Origin of the sequence: Paracholeplasma vituli, assembly GCF_025446935.1 — a bacterium.
Classification (GTDB): Bacteria; Bacillota_I; Bacilli_A; order Acholeplasmatales; family UBA5453; genus Paracholeplasma; species Paracholeplasma vituli.
Genome location: NZ_JAOEGN010000012.1, coordinates 24,899 through 42,894 on the forward strand (window position 1 = coordinate 24,899; position 17,996 = coordinate 42,894).

The 17,996-nt window shown below is 37.6% G+C and carries 11 protein-coding genes; all 11 read left to right on the forward strand.

Translation table 11 applies throughout. The features are described 5' to 3' along the window. The first annotated feature begins 1 nt into the window (after position 1). The 11 genes from N7603_RS06645 (at position 2) to N7603_RS06695 (ending at position 17,995) form a co-directional block, all read left to right on the forward strand. Positions 2–1,564, forward strand: a complete 1,563-nt coding sequence (locus tag N7603_RS06645; protein ID WP_262096632.1) for an immunoglobulin-like domain-containing protein — start codon at positions 2–4, stop codon at positions 1,562–1,564. A 13-nt stretch (positions 1,565–1,577) separates the two neighbouring features. Further along, positions 1,578–2,933 (forward strand): sugar ABC transporter substrate-binding protein, encoded by a 1,356-nt coding sequence (locus N7603_RS06650; protein ID WP_262096633.1) that lies wholly within the window; start codon positions 1,578–1,580, stop codon positions 2,931–2,933. 88 nt (positions 2,934–3,021) lie between these two features. Next, entirely contained in the window at positions 3,022–5,199 is a 2,178-nt protein-coding gene (locus N7603_RS06655) for a carbohydrate ABC transporter permease (protein WP_262096634.1), read from the forward strand. 1 nt (position 5,200) lies between these two features. Then, the gene (locus tag N7603_RS06660) at positions 5,201–6,574 is read left to right on the forward strand and encodes a sugar ABC transporter permease (RefSeq protein WP_262096635.1); all 1,374 of its coding nucleotides are present in this window, start codon (positions 5,201–5,203) and stop codon (positions 6,572–6,574) included. A gap of 6 nt (positions 6,575–6,580) precedes the next feature. Continuing rightward, positions 6,581–6,952, forward strand: a complete 372-nt coding sequence (locus N7603_RS06665; protein WP_262096636.1) for a hypothetical protein — start codon at positions 6,581–6,583, stop codon at positions 6,950–6,952. A gap of 155 nt (positions 6,953–7,107) precedes the next feature. Further along, positions 7,108–8,739 (forward strand): glutamine--tRNA ligase/YqeY domain fusion protein, encoded by a 1,632-nt coding sequence (locus N7603_RS06670; protein WP_262096637.1) that lies wholly within the window; start codon positions 7,108–7,110, stop codon positions 8,737–8,739. A 39-nt stretch (positions 8,740–8,778) separates the two neighbouring features. Beyond that, on the forward strand, positions 8,779–10,863 hold the full coding sequence (locus N7603_RS06675; protein ID WP_262096638.1) for an ATP-dependent helicase: 2,085 nt from the start codon (positions 8,779–8,781) through the stop codon (positions 10,861–10,863). 638 nt (positions 10,864–11,501) lie between these two features. Next, the gene (locus N7603_RS06680; protein WP_262096639.1) at positions 11,502–12,734 is read left to right on the forward strand and encodes a UvrD-helicase domain-containing protein; all 1,233 of its coding nucleotides are present in this window, start codon (positions 11,502–11,504) and stop codon (positions 12,732–12,734) included. A gap of 38 nt (positions 12,735–12,772) precedes the next feature. Then, on the forward strand, positions 12,773–14,761 hold the full coding sequence (ligA, locus tag N7603_RS06685) for an NAD-dependent DNA ligase LigA (RefSeq protein WP_262096640.1): 1,989 nt from the start codon (positions 12,773–12,775) through the stop codon (positions 14,759–14,761). After that, positions 14,754–17,579 carry an excinuclease ABC subunit UvrA gene (gene uvrA, locus N7603_RS06690; RefSeq protein WP_262096641.1) on the forward strand — a complete coding sequence of 942 codons (2,826 nt, stop codon included), beginning with the start codon at positions 14,754–14,756 and terminating at the stop codon, positions 17,577–17,579. Before ligA ends, uvrA begins: the two co-directional genes overlap by 8 nt. Beyond that, a complete protein-coding gene (locus N7603_RS06695; protein ID WP_262096642.1) occupies positions 17,579–17,995 on the forward strand; it encodes a phage holin family protein in 417 nt (138 codons plus the stop codon). The genes uvrA and N7603_RS06695 overlap by 1 nt, the downstream gene beginning before the upstream one ends. Position 17,996 lies beyond the last annotated feature (1 nt).

The following is a 17,996-nucleotide window of genomic DNA, read 5'->3' on the forward strand; positions in this document are numbered from 1 at the left end:
TATGAAAAAAGTATTATTGTTACTTTTGGTAGCGTTTACAGGCTTGTTTTCGATTAATAGAGCTGTTGAAGTAAATGCTGCTGAAGGCGAAAAAGTAGTCATTCATTACTACAAACTAGCGGGCGATTACGATGGTGTCGGCGTTTGGACTTGGGGTAATGGTGATGGCGGTAGTTCAGACGGTATCCCTGCAACTGGCTTTGATGCTGATGGCTGGGCAACTGTTACATTAAACGTTGATAAAGCAACTATGGGAGATACAGGATGGTTTATTCCATTTGGTAGAGGATTCGAAGGTGCACCTATTGGTTCATGGCCTGCATGGGGCGATGGCGCTAAAGACAGTGCTGACGATGGCATCGATGGACAAAACGTATTCTATGATCGCACTGCTTTCAAAGCAAGTTCTGACAAAATTTTAAATGTTTACTTTGTTCAAGGACAAGCATTATCTTATCTTTCTAAGGATCAAGCGTTAATTGCAGCAGGTTTAGCAGTTGAATCGACTACAACACCTGGTCAAATTAACAGCGACATTTTCGTATTGACTTATGTATACTATGATCCAACAGGTTCATACGAAGGTTGGAACATTTGGACATGGGGCGAAGGTGGACTAACCGTTACACCTGAAAACCCAGTACAATTTACTGGCGAAGTCAACATCGAATACAATGGCATTATTGGTAAACACATGATTGCTTATATTCAAATTACTAAAGGTGAAACACTCACTAATCCTACCTTAGGTTTCATTTTAAGAACTGATTCATGGCAAAAGAAATACCCAGAAAATATTGTCTTCGCAATAACCAATGAATTCTTAGCACAAGGTTATGGCAGATTATTCTATCTAGCAGGTGAAGGTCAACTAAGAAGTGGCGATGTTAATGTGTTCTTGGCTGAAGCGTATGCATTCAAAGTCAGCACAGCGGTTGCTTCATCACAAACTCAAATTCAATTAACAGTTAATAAAGATATCAAGACTGTATTGGTTGATGAAGAAGGCGTTAAGACAGTTAATTTCAATAAATCTTGGATTACTTTAAAGGATAAAGATGGTGTTGTTATTCCGGTTGCAGACGTTTTATATGACTCAACAGTCAACGCAACTAAGAACTTTAGCTTAGTATTAGCTGAAGCAAACAAATTAGTTCCAGCTAAAGCACCTTATACAGTAACCTTTAATTATGAATCACAAAGTGCTGATCTACAAGTCGCTTATGACACAGTAGCACCTACATTCACATTAATTGATAGTGCAACACAACGTATTCAAATTGGTTCAACTTGGGCATTGGGTATTTACAGTGCAGATGATGATGTCGATGGCGTAGTTACTCCATTCGTAACAGCTTCTGGTATTGTTGACACAACTAAAGTTGGTACTTACACAGTTACTTTATCTGTTACAGACTCATTAGGTAACGTTGGTACACAAACCATTACTGTTGAAGTTTATGACCCATGTGCTGAAGAAGAAGCAACAGCATTTATGTGGGTAGCAATTTTATTAACACCGCTTGTCCTTGCAGGATTTGCTGTGAAGAAATTTGTGTTATAGGAGGCATAACAATATGAAAAGAATATTAAATATCTCGCTTTCTGCGATGCTAACTGTTGTCATTGCCTCGTTTACAATCTTTGTATTAGCAGGTTGTGGCAATAAAGAAAAACCATGTGTTACACCAACTGGTGGCCAAGTTGTCAACGTTGGCAATATCGTAACACCAAAAGAAAAAGTAACCCTTTGGATCGATGGCGAAGGCTACGGTTCAGCTTTAAAAACTGCTTTTGAAGCTAAATATCCTAACTACATTCTTGAAGTTGAATCCGTTGGTTCTGTTGATACAAGAGCTAAACTTGAACTTCAAGGTAAAGATGGCGCAGACGTTATCGTCTTCCCACATGACCACATTGGTCTAGCATTACAAAGTGAAGTCATTCAAGCTGTTCCTGATACATTAGCAAACAAATTCAGAGATGATATGTTAGATGCTACAATCGTTACAGTTGAAAATGGTGGTAAATTATATGGTGTGCCTCTACAAGCTGAATCTATCGCATTATATGCTAACATGAAGCTTGTTCAACCGTTAATCGACGGTGGTCAATTACCTGCTAATTTCACACTAGATGATATCTTCGCATTAGCAAGAACATACAATAATCCACAACAATCTAAATACCTATTTGGTATTGACATTGATGACTATTATGTCGCACATTTCTTCTTCACATCATTCGGTGTAGAATTATTCGGACCTGCTCATAACGACCCTACTAAACTAGGTGTTGATGACCCAGGTATGCTACAAGCATTAAACTTTATTTATAACGAATATGCTACCAGATTAGATGGTTCTAACCGTGTTAGAATTATGCCAGATACTTCAGTATTAACTGGCGATTACATCAAGAAATCATTCGATGAAGGCAACATGCCATTCATTCTATCTGGTCCTTGGGGTATTGCAGCATCTGCAGATGCAGTTGAATTAGGTACAATCGATCTTAAGATCATGAAGGTGCCACAATTAACTGTTAACGGCGTTAAAGTTGACCCAGTTACATTCTCTGGTGTTCAAGTAGCTGCAGTCAGTGCATACACAGACGTACCTACAGCCGCATTCGCATTATTAGAATTCTTAGCGTCTGAAGAAGGCTTAACTATCATGTACCAAGAAACTGGTAAGTTACCTGCACTTAAAGACATTTCGAATATTCCTGGTCTTGCTGATGACGAATATCTAGCTGGTATCAGTGCGCAATTAGCGTTCTCACAACCAATGCCAAGTATTCCTCAAATGGGCTTCGTATGGAACACATACGCTACAATGTTAGCAGACGTATTCAACGGTACTAAGACACCTGCGGATGCAGTTGCAGCAGCGAAGACAAACTATGAAGGCCTTGCTGGTTTAGGCAAATAATAATTAATTAATCAAAAACTGATGAAAAGCCATGGGTTAACTATGCCTTTTCTTAAAGTTTTTATAAAGGAGCAAGCACGTTATGAAAATGAATAAACTCCCGCATTTTTTGAAAGCATTTGCCTCATCAATCATTTGGGGATTAGGACAGGTATTCAATAAGCAGTTTGTAAAAGCGGCTATTTTTTTACTGATCTTTGTTTCGTTTTTAGGTATCGAAATATCTACAGGCGACTATTTTAATTCAAAACCATTTGATTTATATGCATCTAAAATTGCCGGTGAGTATCTAGGCAGTGAAGCAATTAGAGATAACTCAGGAAATCAAAGTTTTTCACAAGAATTTCCAAGATGGTTACAGTTTAATAATATTAACCCTACTGATACAGAGTGGCAAACATTCTTATCAGACCATAAATTTAACACATCAGATAATAGTGTGAATACAGATAAAATATTGACATTTGTCGGACAGCGTATTCGCAGTATTCATGAAGCTCAAAAGGATGCTCTACTCGCACAAGCAACCACGATTGCTGAAGGAGAAGCATTGACCTATGTTGAAGGGCAAGCAACGGACGCGTTACGTATCCAACTAGGCGATCCGACAGCCACCAAAGTCACACATCCTGTCGAATGGCAAGCACAGTTTGATCGGTTATATCCGAGTTTATATCCAACTAGATTAGAAAATCGAACACTTGTGAATTACGACAGATTGTATAAAAATAAGATGCTAGAGGATAAATTTCTATCTGGTCTTCAAGATTATTTCTCACTTAAATCCACTCAACCAGGCAGTAACTTTATATCCATTACCGGTGATGACTGGAATGAGACATTACTAAGAATTTACTACGAAGCATTTCCAGAAGATTTTGCTGATGTTTACAATACATATGACAATTTTTACTATGAAAGAGGCGGCTTTTTCCTTAAAGGGTTGTGGTCAATCCTAACTTTAGGGGAAGCCCCACAAAGAACCATTGAAGCAAGTTCAAAAGTAAGTTTTTTAATGCCAGATGGCAAAATTGCTTTTAACTATGTTATCAGTGGTCATAACTCAACACAACTATTACTTAGAGGTTTAATTTCTACACTTACTTTATTGTTCTTTGTGTTCTTATATGTTTGGAATATTAAAGATGCTTATAGAACTTCAGTCGAACGACAAAGTGGCAAAAAAATCTCTGAAAGAGAGTATTTTAAAGAATTATATAACAACTCGTTTGAGTATATTGTATTGACTCCGGCGATTATACTATTGACTTATATCACTGTCATGCCAATCTTATTTAGCTTCTTAATTGCTTTTACAAATTACAATAACCAACACATTCCACCAGCACAATTGGTTGACTGGGTAGGCATCAAAAACTTTACTTCCTTATTTTCAATAGCTGGCGGTTCGACCATTCCATTTGGTCAAGTCTTCTGGAAAGTCCTCTCTTGGACATTGGTTTGGGCTGTAGGGGCTACATTCACCTGTTTCTTTGGTGGATTTATTCAAGCGGTTATCATCAATAACAAACGCGTCGTATTCAGAAAAGCATGGCGTGCAGTTCTTATCTTACCTTGGGCTGTACCTGCATTGGTTTCCCAATTAATGTTTAAGGTTATTTTCCACGGTGACGGGATTGTCAACAAATTCCTTGAAACTGCTGGGATTAATGATTTCCTAAGATCAATTGGTAGCTTGGGTCGTCCGATGTCAGAACTCACGGTTGCGACAGCGACATTCATGGATCGAATTATTTATCTAGGGGATCAATCGATCAACTGGTTAGGCAACGAAGTCAATCCTTGGTTTGTTAGAATTTTCATCATTGTATTAAATATTTGGTTGGGTTTCCCATATTTCATGGCGCTCATGAGTGGGGTTATGACCAATATTTCTAAAGAACTTTATGAAGCATCGGAAATTGACGGCGCGACCCCATTAGTCCAGTTTAAGTCGATTACAATGCCGCTTGTACTTTATCAAACATCCCCATTGCTCATCATGACATTCGCCGGAAACTTTAACAACTTCGGGATGATATATTTCATCACTGGTGGTGGTCCAGGTGGCGGTAATGCTCAACGAGCCTATGCGGGTTATACGGATATCCTCATCTCATGGATTTATAAACTAACCACGGATGATAATATTCGTTGGTACTCCATGGCATCTGTGTTCTCAATATTGATTTTCTTAATAATTGGTTCAATCAGTGCATGGAACTTCTTAAGAACCAAATCGTTTAAAGAGGAGGATATGATGTAATATGACAATACTTCCTTATATATTCGGCATTTTAATAGTCGCGATGATGATTAACTTCAGCGTGACCATGACATTCGCGGATTCTAAAAAAATCAAACGTATTACGGTTGCAAAACAGGCGTTTATACCCGTTTATGGACCGATGCAAGTAAGCAAAATGACCTCAGAGTTCAATAATCCAGGGTTGATTTCAAAGCGTTTAAACACCAAAGAAGTCATCTTGATGACAATTAAGTTTTTAGTGCTTGTATTGACCTTTATTTGGGCATTGACACAAATTAACAGTGACATCGTTTTACTCAAGATGTTTGCAGTATTGGTATTATTAGTACTCATGTTTGTGAATCAATCGGTAACGCATTCGATTGCAGATAATCGCGGACAAAACACTATAATAGCAGGATTATTAGGCTTTATACCATTGTTATCTGTAGGATATTATTTGTTGGTACCTTCCAAGCGTAATATCTTAGAACAAACTGTAAGAAAACAGTACTCAGTCAAAGAGTTACTAGGCCGTGGTGTGATTTACGCCGAAATGATTATGTTAGCGTTTGTGGTATTGGTACCAGTAATCTATATCATCGGTACTGCTTTAACCAACTCATCAGAAATTCCATATCGTTTATGGCCAGAAGAAGTCTCATTTAAAAACTTTGAAATTTTATGGACTCAAAAATGGTTTAAAGTTGGACAAATTGAACCGACTAGGGTTTGGTTTATCGAATGGTTTAAGAACACCATCGTGATTGCAATCGTGAACATGGTGGCCAGTGTCCTATTTATAACTGGGGCGGCTTATGTGTTCTCTAGATTTAAATTTAAGGGTAAAAAATTCGGTTTATTGACCATTATGATTATGCAAATGTTCCCAACCTTCTTAGGATTGGTTGCGATGTACATTTTATTTGATACATTCGGGTTATTAAATAAACCATTAGCATTGGTAGTTATTTATACGGCAGGCGCGATTCCATTCAACGTATGGCTGATCAAGGGGTACTTACAAGGCATTCCAAAAGACTTGGATGAATCCGCAACCATCGATGGCGCAAATAAACTACAAATTTTCTTTAAGATTATCCTGCCATTATCGTTACCGATTTTGACATTTGTCGCCGTTGGACAGTTTATGGCACCATGGCTAGACTATATTCTACCGAGCTACATTTTAAGAGGTACAGGTGCGAATGCATCTAAGGGCTGGACCATCGCAATTGGTTTATTCAGATTCCTAGAATCTGGTAACTCATTGTACAGACCGACTCTATTCGCAGCAGGGGCGCTCGTCATTGCAGTACCGATTACGATACTGTATATTGCGTTCCAAAAGTATCTCATCGAAGGTATGACTGCTGGCGCAACGAAAGGATAATCGGACATGATAACAAAAATCAAAAAAGAATTATTATTAAACAGAGAATCGTATTTGATCATTTTAGGCGCATTCATTCATTTTCTATTCTTCTTCCTATTTGAATTCAAGAAAATAAATGTACCAAACCCAGACATGGAAATTGCAGGGTTAACCATTGTATTCAGAATGTTTATCTTTATAGCGACCTTATATTTTGGTCTAAAGCTTAAAGATATCGCAGATGATAATAAAGCACTGTCAGTCGGATTATTCGTTATAGCTTTAGTAGCGATTATTCCAAGTGCAGACCGTATAACTAATTTTGTTCCAGTTGTTCTATGGTTAGCTGTATCTATTTATATCATGATTAAATATAAAGTTTTTAGCAAGAAATAAATCAAACAAAAACCTACCAGTTTTCCAAAACAGGTAGGTTTTTTTCATCATTTGCATTAAAACAATCCTGAAAATGGTATCTATCAAGTATTTTTTGTTTTTAACTTGTTTGAGGGTATTGTTTAATATATAATATTAAGCTAGGAAGTGATATTATGGAAAACCATTCAAATTTTATTAAAACCATCATGATTCAAGACCTAGAATCGAAAAAACACACCGATATTATTACCCGTTTCCCACCGGAACCAAACGGTTATTTACATATTGGCCATGCCCGCGCAGTTATCAACAACTTTGAGCTTGCGAAGAACTTTGGCGGTAAGACCAATCTTAGATTTGACGATACCAACCCTGGTAAAGAAGATGTAGAATACGTGAACGCCATCATTGAAGATATCAAATGGTTAGGTTACACACCATCTAATATTTACTATGCATCTGACTACTTTGGTGAGATGTATAAACGCGCAGTACTACTCATTCAAAAAGGCTTAGCTTATGTCGATGATTTAACTGCAGAAGAAATCTCCAAAACGAGAGGTAACTTAACTACACCTGGTGTTGAATCTAAGAACCGTAATCGTCCAATTGAAGAAAACTTAAGACTTTTTGAAGCGATGAAAAATGGCGAATTTAAAGAGGGTGAAGTTGTACTTCGTGCGAAGATTGATATGTCGAGTCCGAATATGAACATGCGTGACCCTGTTTTATACCGTATCAGTTATGCAGAACACCACAATACAGGCAAACAATGGTGTATTTACCCAATGTATGACTATGCCCATCCACTCGAAGACGCGATTGAAGGAATTACCCATTCTCTTTGTAGCTTAGAGTTTGAAGACCATAGACCGCTTTATGACTGGGTAGTACGTGAAACCGAAATGCCACTTGTTCCTAGACAAATCGAATTCGGTCGTTTATCGATTGAAAACACAGTGATGTCTAAACGCTATTTAAAACAACTTGTTGATGAGAAGAAAGTCATTGGTTGGGACGACCCACGAATGCCTACCCTCTCTGGGATGAGAAGAAGAGGTTATACCCCTGAAGCCATTCGTAACTTCATTTTAGGTACAGGGTTATCTAGAATTAACACAACCGTTTCTACAGAAATGCTTGAGTCCTTCTTAAGAGATGACTTATCAGTGAATACGGTTAAGATGATGGGTGTGGTGGATCCGCTTAAAGTGACCATCACTAACTATCCAGAAGGCCAATTCGAAACTTTATCGGTACCATTCGATGTGAACCGTCCTGAACTAGGTAATAAAACCGTATTCTTTGGCAGAGATTTATACATCGAAAGAGAAGACTTTATAGAAGAAAAACCAAATAAAAACTGGAAACGTTTGGCTAAAGATGTTGAGGTTAGACTATTCCATGCTTACTTCATCAAATGTACAGATGTTATTAAAGACGCTTTTGGAAACATTACAGAAATTCTCGCAACCTACGACCCTGAAACCAAATCAGGTAGTGGATTTGATCAAAGAAAACCAAATGGAACCATTCACTTTGTATCTGCACATAACGCAATCAAAGCACAATTCAACCTATTTGGACCACTAGTATTCGATGGGGACACCCCATTTATGGAACGCTTAAATCCGGAATCCTGGATAAAGAAACATGGATTTATTGAAGCTGCGTTCTCAGAAGCACTGCCAACCAAGTCATTCCAATTGATGCGTGTGGGCTACTTCACATTTGATAAACTATCGAACACAAACGATGTACAACTCAATCGCATTGTTGAATTAAAGAGTTCATTCCAAAAATAAAAAGGGGTTAAATCCCCTTTTCACTTTAAGGAGTTAAATATGCAGTTAAAAGGATTAAACGATCATCAAATCCAAGCTGTCAAAGCGCTTGAAGGGGCTGTAGCAGTCATCGCTGGGGCGGGGTCTGGGAAAACCAGAACCCTAACTTATCGAATCGCGAATATGATTGACAATAACATATTCCCTTCAAGTATACTCGCTGTGACATTTACGAATAAAGCCGCACGTGAAATGAAAGAACGCGTCGTTGACCTAATCGGGCCTCAGGGTTTCGCACCGATGATATCTACATTCCACAGTTTTTGTGCGCGCTTTTTGAGAGATGAGATTGAACACTTAGGCGATACCTATACCAGACACTACCTCATCTTAGATGAAGATGACGCGAAACAAGTGATTCGTGACACAGTTAAAGAGTTAAATCTAGATCCTAACCGATATAATTCAAATCGATTAAAGGATTATTTCTCCAAAGTGAAAAATGGTCAATATGATTCATTAGAATACGAGGAAGAAAAAGTCTTCATCAAGTATAATGAGTATTTAAAAGTCAATAATTCGATGGATTTTGACGATTTGTTGAATTACACACTTAAGATTCTAAAAGAGAATAAAGCGGTTTTAGATATGTTTCAAGAGCGTTACAAGTATATCCTCGTGGATGAGTTCCAAGATACCAATATCATTCAATATGAATTGATTCTATTGCTTGGAAGTAAATATAAAAATGTCTTCATCGTTGGTGACCCAGATCAAAGTATTTATGGTTTTAGAGGCGCGAATTATGAAAACTACACATTCTTTTTACGCGACTTCAAACCTCAAATTATTGTCTTAGATCAAAACTATCGTTCATCGATGCACATTCTAACGGCAGCAAACAACTTAATTTCGAACAATCGAAATCGTAAAACCGATAAACTGTTGAAATCCGATTTGGGTGATGGACCACTTGTGATTAAAGAAGTGCGTGAATCCGATAAGGATGAAGCTTATTTTGTTGCGAGAGCTATAGAAATCTTAGTTCATGGTGGTTATCAGTTTAAAGATATTGCAGTATTATACCGCTCAAACGCAATCGGAAGAATCTTTGAAGAAGCATTCTTAAGATACAACATTCCGTATATCATTTACGGTGGGATTTCCTTCTTTTCAAGAAAAGAAATTAAAGATATGCTTTCCTATATTAGACTCGCTTTGTTTGAACATGATAACATTTCTTTAAAGCGTATCATCAATACACCAAGAAGAAAAATCGGTCAAACCACGATTTCTAAATTAGAAGCCTACGCAGCCATTCACCACATTTCAATGTATGAAGCGATTGATCGTATCAACATTGGTGGACAAACAAGAGAAGCTCTACAATCTTTCAAAAAAATCATTCAAGTCTTAAGAGACGAAATCACACAAATATACGATTTAACTCAAGTAGTTGATCTTGCTTTACAACTCACAGGCTATGAAGAAATGCTTAGACTAGAAGGTAATGAAGGTAAAGACCGTTACGATAATATTCAAGAATTGAAGTCCATTTTCTATAATGGAGCAGTCGATTATAAAGGTACAAACCTAGAAAAAATCGAACAGATTCTGGATGATATGGCCCTTAAAACAGACCTTGATTTAGAAGATGATAAGAATACTGTGAAGGTAGCGACTATCCACCAAGTTAAAGGATTAGAGTTTAAGGCAGTATTTATGGTTGCAATGGAAGAAACTGTATTTCCAAGTGATATAAGTGGTTCATTTACAGAAATCGAGGAAGAGAGACGAGTTGCTTATGTCGGTGTCACTCGCGCAAAAGAAAGGCTAATTCTTTCTCATGCTAAACAAAGGTTCCGTTATGGGCAAACTCAATACAACTCGCCATCCCGATTTATCGAGGATATGGACTTAGAGAAGAACAAAGAAAAACGTCTTGTTGTTGAACAAGAAGTTGCACCAGAAGTTGTCCAAGATGATATCCATGTTGGCGACTCCGTTTTACATGAAAAATATGGTAAGGGTGTTGTCGTGATGAAAAACGATGAGATCACCCGTGTAGCATTTTCTATCGAATTTGGTATTAAATTATTCACAACAGGACATCAAGCGTTAAAGAAGATAAAATCTGAAAATTAGAATAATTATTCATATTTAAAATAACACGTGATAAAATGATCAAACTAGAGACCTTGAGGGGTCTCTTTTTTTACTCAACTAAAGTGAACTATAGAACAAGGGTACGAAACCACCCTATTTCAGTCCGAAATAGTACAAAACATCTAAATTTTAAAGGTCTTATAGAATTGGATGAAGAAAATTTCAAAAATATATTTATACGAGAACGCTGTTAAATCGCAACATAGAGCCATTAAAAATTAGACTCTAGTTAAAATATTTACAACGTTTTTAGCAGAGTATTGAAGACGAGTATTGTGAACTACTAAGCGTTTAGGATGGTCTACCATACTGTTGAAAACGCCCTAAAATAGACATTTGAAATTAATGAATGTGTCAACCAAGCCATTTACAGCCTATAACTTAGAATTGACCTTTAAGGGTCGATTGTTGTGTTCTGCAATACCTATTTTTTTAAGGTCTTTTTGAACCAAATAATCCTATTCAACTAACTATTAACCGAAGAAGAGATCACCTATTATCGATATGATAATCGATTTGCAATTAATGTAAGAAGTTTCATCGATCTAATAACATAAAAGTAAAATTAAAGTAATAAATATATAATAATTGTATACATTATTTAGGGTGATTTATTCATGTTAAATAATAATCAAAGCGAAGCTGTTATTACACAACACAAACGTGTATTTGTCGTTTCTGGTGCGGATACAGGTAAGACTACAGTCATATTCAATCGTATTAACCAGTTAATCGAGAATAAAGTCGATTCGTGTTCGATTTTATTCATCTCATTTACGAGAAGAACAATCAGCGACATAAAAATGAAGTTTAATCAGTGTGCTGATAATCCCGTAATAAAGACATTTCATGGGTTGGCATTTTCAACACTTAGTACTACTTTTTCAAAACAACTCGTTAATCATCAATCTGACTTATTTATGGATTTTGATCAACCTACGCTCACCCAAATATTAGTCAAAAAACAAGAATTCAAAATCATGAATGTGTCAACCAAGCCAAAAACAGGTTATCAAATGATTTTAGATGAAAATAACCTATTTGACTACCCTGATTTAGAGATTGATTACCTAAGCTACCTCAAGGATATAAACCACCAGAAGACCATTCAAAACCAGTATAAATACATCTTTGTAGATGAAGCCCAAGATATGTCAAAAATTCAGGTTGAAATTTTGAACCTTATGGTAAATGAAGATACACATCTCTTTTTTGTAGGTGATCCCGACCAATCGATTTATGGCTTTCGAGGATCGATACCCAATCAAGTTCGAATTCTCATTAAGCTATTCAAGTGTCATACCTATACCTTGGTGGATTGTTACAGATGTACTAAATCGGTTTTAGAGGTTGCGAACAAGCTCATTGCACATAACACTAAAAGGGTTAAAAAAGACTTAGTACCTCATCAAAAGCATCTTGGATTGGTTGAGTATCATCAGTTTAGTAATACTAAGAAAGAAGCCCTTTTTGTACTATCAAAAATTCGCGAATTTCTACATCAAAAAATGGCTCTAACAGATATGGTTATTTTAGTTAGAAACCATTATATGTCGAATGATATAAAAACCTTACTGTCTGAGGGCTATTATAATGACATTGCTTGTATGTCGATTCACCAGGCGAAAGGTCTAGAGTTCAAGATTGTTTTCATTATGGGTATTGAAGATGGACCGAATACATCTAGACGAGTTATTGAAGAAGAAAGACGGTTGATGTTTGTTGCTGTTACAAGAGCTAAAACGCATTTGATTATGACATCACCCTCCGAAACTCGAGTACCTAGATTTATCAAAGAAATGAAAATGATTATTATAAAACACAAAGGTGAGTTGTCAAATGTGATTTAGGTCCCCTTAAATATGTTATAATATTTACGGTGATTTTTATGGACATTAAGAAACGAATGATGGCGCTTGAAGAAGCGATTGAAAAAGCGAATTATGAATACCATACATTAGACAAACCAACCATTTCTGATTTTGAGTATGACCTCTTAATGCAGGAACTGATTGAGTTGGAATCGAAACACCCTGAATTTAAGAGCGCATCCTCACCGACTCAAAAAGTGGGTGGTGTGATTCTGGATAAATTCAATAAGGTGGTTCACGAACGTCCGATGATGTCGTTATCAAATGCGTTCAGCGATCAAGACTTATTAGATTTTGATGAACGTGTTCAAAAAGAAGTAAGTGGATATACTTACAATATGGAACTCAAAATTGATGGTCTCGCAATTAACCTCAAATATATCGATGGGGTTTTTGTCAGTGCATCTACACGTGGTGATGGGGTTGTTGGTGAAGATGTGACCTCAAATGTTAAGACGATTAAAAGTCTACCAATGAGACTTTCACTACCTTTAACACTTGAAGTTCGAGGTGAGGTATTTATGCCTCACAAGAGTTTTGAGAAAGCGAATGAAGAACGTGCTAAGGAAGGCTTAGAACTTTTTAGAAACGCCAGAAACGCTGCTGCAGGTACCATTAGACAATTAGATTCATCAGTCGTATCCAATCGAGGGTTGGACATTTTTTGTTACACCCTTGTAGATGCTGAAAAGTACGGTGTAAATACGCAAAGTGGTGTTTTAGATTATCTCAGCAAGCTTGGATTTAAAACCAATCCAAAGAATGTTGTAAGTAAAGACATCCAAGGCGTCATTCATCAAATCCGTGTTTACGATGAACTCAGAAAAAACTTACCTTATGATACCGATGGTGTGGTCATAAAGGTGAATGAACTATCTAAATATCAACAAATCGGTCAAACTGTGAAATACCCAAAATGGGCGATAGCTTATAAATTCGCACCAGAAGAAGTCACGACGCGTTTAAATGCGATTACATTCCAAGTAGGACGTACTGGTGTCATCACACCGGTGGCGGAATTAACACCTGTATTAATTTCGGGATCAATGGTAGCCCGTGCTACTCTACACAACGAGGACTATATCAAAAACTTAGATATCGAAATCGGTGATGAAGTAATTGTTAGAAAAGCAGGCGAAATCATTCCTGAAGTCGTAAAACCGGTACTAGAAAAACGCGAAAATACAATTCCTTTCAAAATGATTGACCACTGCCCAAGTTGTAACTCTAAGTTAACTCGAACTGAAGGCGAAGCAGATTGGTTTTGTGAAAATCCATTATGCCCTGCACAACATGTGGGGAAACTCATTCACTTTGCGAGCCGTCCTGCAATGAACATCGATTCCTTAGGTGAGAAGATTGTAGTTCAACTTTATGAAGCTGGATACATTAAAGATTTCTTAGATATCTATAAACTAAAAGAGTATCGAAATGAATTGATTGAACTTGACCGTATGGGTGACAAAAAGGTAGATAACCTGCTCATGGCGATTGAAGCTTCAAAACAAAATAGCCTCGATAAACTCCTTTTTGGATTAGGTATTAACCATGTTGGAGCGAAAGTAGCTAAATTACTATTAAAAAAATTTCCTTCTTTAGAAGCACTCAAAGCGGCTTCTTTTGAGGCACTGACTTCAGTGGATGATATTGGCGCTGCGATTGCGAATAGTGTCATTCAATACTTTAGCAGTGAGTATGCAACACATCTGATCGATACACTACACGAATTGGGTATTCAAACCTCGATGCCTCAAAGCGAATCGAAAACGAGCCCTCTATTCGAAAATAAAACATTTGTCCTAACGGGTAAACTTGAACTGTTTACACGAGAAGAAGCTTCCTCAATCATCGAATCCTTAGGTGGTAAAGTGAGTGGATCTGTTTCAAAAAAGACAGATTATGTTTTAGCAGGCTCTGATGCAGGTTCTAAACTTGAAAAAGCGAATGCGCTCGGTGTAACGGTATTGGATGAACAAACATTTAAGGAGATGATTCCGAGTGAGTAACAACGATTATATAGTCATTAAGGGTGCTAAAGAAAACAACCTTAAGAATATTGATTTAACCATACCTAAAAATAAGCTTATAGTTATGACAGGATTATCCGGATCAGGGAAATCCAGTTTGGCTTTTGATACACTTTACCAAGACGGACAAAGACGCTATGTTGAATCCTTATCCAGTTATGCCCGTCAGTTTTTAGGGTCATTCGAAAAACCCAATGTTGATAAAATCGATGGATTAAGTCCTGCGATTTCGATTGATCAAAGAACCACTTCTAAGAACCCTCGTTCAACAGTAGGTACAGTAACAGAAATATACGACTACCTTCGTTTGATGTATTCGAAGATTGGGATTCCTTATTGCCCAGGCACAGACATTCCACTATCAAAACAGACAATCGAAGAAATGACCAATCGTGTCCTAGATTTAGGTGAAAATACCCGTGTCATGGTCCTTAGTCCAGTGGTTAAACTTCAAAAAGGGACACATAGAAAAACACTCGAACAATTCGTCAAAGATGGCTTCGTCAGAGCGATTATCAATAACGAACTTGTCGATCTTGAACCGATCTTAGATTTGGATAAAAACAAGAAGCATGACATTTCTTTAGTCATTGACCGTATTGTGATCAAAGACGATGTCAGAAGCCGTTTGTATGATGCTATTGAATTGGCTGCGAATAAGTCTGGTGGGTTTGTCGAAGTCCAAATTGTGGGCGGTGAGAAACTCACATTTAGTGAAACCTATGCGTGTCCAGACAGTGATTTCACAATTCCAGACTTAGAACCAAGACTGTTCTCATTCAACTCCCCTATTGGTGCGTGTCCTGAATGTAATGGGTTAGGTAAAAAACTCACCGTATCTGAGGATTTAGTCGTCAATTTCAACCGTAGTCTAAACGATGGTGGGATTGTCCCATATCGCAATCAAGACGATGAAAATCTCCAAGCTCTTGAACTTCAAATTGTGTGTAAACACTACAACATCGATATGGATATTCCAATTAAAGATATTGAAAGAGAAAAACTCGATATTATATTATATGGTTCTAAAGATAAAATTCATTTTAAACTCCAAAGTTCATCCGGACGCGTTCACGAAACCGTACGTATCTATGAAGGTGTAATAACCAACTTATCCAGACGTTATATCGAAACCAGCAGTACCTGGATTCGTGAATGGATTGAATCGTATATGACTGAACAGGTTTGTCCAGTTTGTGAAGGGAAACGTCTTAACAAAGCGGCTTTAAGCGTCAAGATTGATGGCTTGAATATCGCTGAATTAACCGACATGAGTGTCGAACAAATCCTCATTCGAAAAGAGCGTTTCAAACTTACTAGCCAACAACAAAAGATTGCTGAAAGTATTATCAATGAAGTCAATGCACGCCTAACATTCTTGAAAGATGTCGGTCTCGAATATTTGACCTTATCACGTGAAGCTGCGAGTCTTTCGGGTGGCGAAGCACAACGTATTAGACTGGCTACACAGATTGGATCCAAACTTTCTGGGGTTTTATATGTCCTAGATGAACCTTCAATTGGACTACACCAAAAAGATAATCAAAAACTAATCGATACACTTAAGAAGATGCGCGATTTAGGTAACACTCTAGTCGTTGTTGAACACGATGAAGAAACCATGATGGCTGCCGATTATTTAATTGATATTGGTCCAGGTGCGGGTGTACATGGGGGTGAATTAGTCGCTGCAGGTACCCCTCAAGAAGTGATGGATAACCCAAAGAGTATCACGGGTCTGTATTTGTCCGGTAAACTTAAAATAGACGTACCAACAGAACGTCGTAGTGGTAATGGTAAATTTATTACCGTACAAGGTGCGTCTCATAATAACCTAAAGAATATTGATGTGTCTTTCCCACTCGGAAAATTGGTCTGTGTGACTGGGGTTTCGGGTTCTGGTAAGTCATCACTTGTAAATGAAATTTTATATAAAGGGATTCATCGAATGCTTTATAAGACAAAAGATGAACCTGGTAAACATAAAGCTATTATTGGTGTTGAAAACGTCAACCGAATCATTGATATCTCTCAAAGCCCAATCGGCCGTACACCACGCAGTAACCCTGCGACTTATACAGGTGTTTTTGACGATATCCGCGATGTGTTCTCGATGACGAACGAAGCGAAAGTAAGAGGTTATCAAAAAGGCCGTTTCTCCTTTAACGTTAAAGGTGGACGCTGTGAATCCTGTGGTGGGGATGGTATGAAGCGCATTACGATGCATTTCCTACCAGACGTTTATGTACAATGTGAAGCTTGTGGTGGGACCCGTTATAACCGTGAAACACTACAAGTTAAGTATAAAGGTAAGAACATTTCTGAAGTCTTAGATATGACGATTGAAAATGCATTAGACTTCTTTGAGAATATTCCAAAGATTAGAGAAAAGCTCCAAATCATATTTGACGTTGGTTTGGGCTATATGACACTTGGTCAATCCGCAACCACTCTATCGGGTGGGGAAGCTCAAAGGGTTAAACTCGCTTCTGAACTATATAGACGTATCACACCTGAAACACTATATATACTCGACGAACCAACTACCGGTCTTCATACCGATGACGTCAAACGTTTAATGAGTGTGATCAACCGGATTGTCGATGAAGGTGCGACCTGCGTCATCATCGAACATAACTTAGATGTGATCAAGAGTGCAGACTATATTATCGATTTAGGTAAGGAAGGCGGTTCATCCGGTGGAAACATCGTCGTGACCGGTACACCGGAAGACATCATTCAATGTGAAGATTCTTATACTGGGGCCTACCTTAAACCGCTTTTATTGGGTAAATAATGATGGCTAAGAAAGGGTTTAAATCGTTTTTAAAGGGCGATTCCTACTCGATGAGTTATTTGACTGCAGTTATCATCAATGCGTTAGCCATGTCAACGACTATTGGTCTCACAGGACAACTCGAAGTGAGTTCAATCGAAGGCTTTATCGTCTTCGTTATTTTCTTTACACTTTTAGATACCATGATTAACCTCATGATTAGACGTTACTTTTTCAAGTGGGTTGTCCAATCCTTAGGTCTGATTTACGCACTGTTTGGTTTCTTGGTGATATTCCTTACAGAACAAGTAGTGCCAGATATTCATTTTAAAACCATATTTGGACTCATCGGGTTCAGTGTGTTTTTCTTAGTACTACGATTATTGATGAACTATACCTATGAACGCACTAAAGGGCGAAAGAATGAGAGGGCATGAT

What these genes read in the sequence shown, in the direction of transcription:
- N7603_RS06665 (WP_262096636.1), top strand. Translation starts at nt 6,581, where the DNA reads ATGATAACAAAAATCAAAAAAGAATTATTATTAAACAGAGAATCGTAT.
- N7603_RS06650 (WP_262096633.1), top strand. Translation starts at nt 1,578, where the DNA reads ATGAAAAGAATATTAAATATCTCGCTTTCTGCGATGCTAACTGTTGTC.
- N7603_RS06680 (WP_262096639.1), top strand. Translation starts at nt 11,502, where the DNA reads ATGTTAAATAATAATCAAAGCGAAGCTGTTATTACACAACACAAACGT.
- N7603_RS06695 (WP_262096642.1), top strand. Translation starts at nt 17,579, where the DNA reads ATGATGGCTAAGAAAGGGTTTAAATCGTTTTTAAAGGGCGATTCCTAC.
- ligA (WP_262096640.1), top strand. Translation starts at nt 12,773, where the DNA reads ATGGACATTAAGAAACGAATGATGGCGCTTGAAGAAGCGATTGAAAAA.
- N7603_RS06645 (WP_262096632.1), top strand. Translation starts at nt 2, where the DNA reads ATGAAAAAAGTATTATTGTTACTTTTGGTAGCGTTTACAGGCTTGTTT.
- N7603_RS06675 (WP_262096638.1), top strand. Translation starts at nt 8,779, where the DNA reads ATGCAGTTAAAAGGATTAAACGATCATCAAATCCAAGCTGTCAAAGCG.
- N7603_RS06670 (WP_262096637.1), top strand. Translation starts at nt 7,108, where the DNA reads ATGGAAAACCATTCAAATTTTATTAAAACCATCATGATTCAAGACCTA.
- N7603_RS06655 (WP_262096634.1), top strand. Translation starts at nt 3,022, where the DNA reads ATGAATAAACTCCCGCATTTTTTGAAAGCATTTGCCTCATCAATCATT.
- N7603_RS06660 (WP_262096635.1), top strand. Translation starts at nt 5,201, where the DNA reads ATGACAATACTTCCTTATATATTCGGCATTTTAATAGTCGCGATGATG.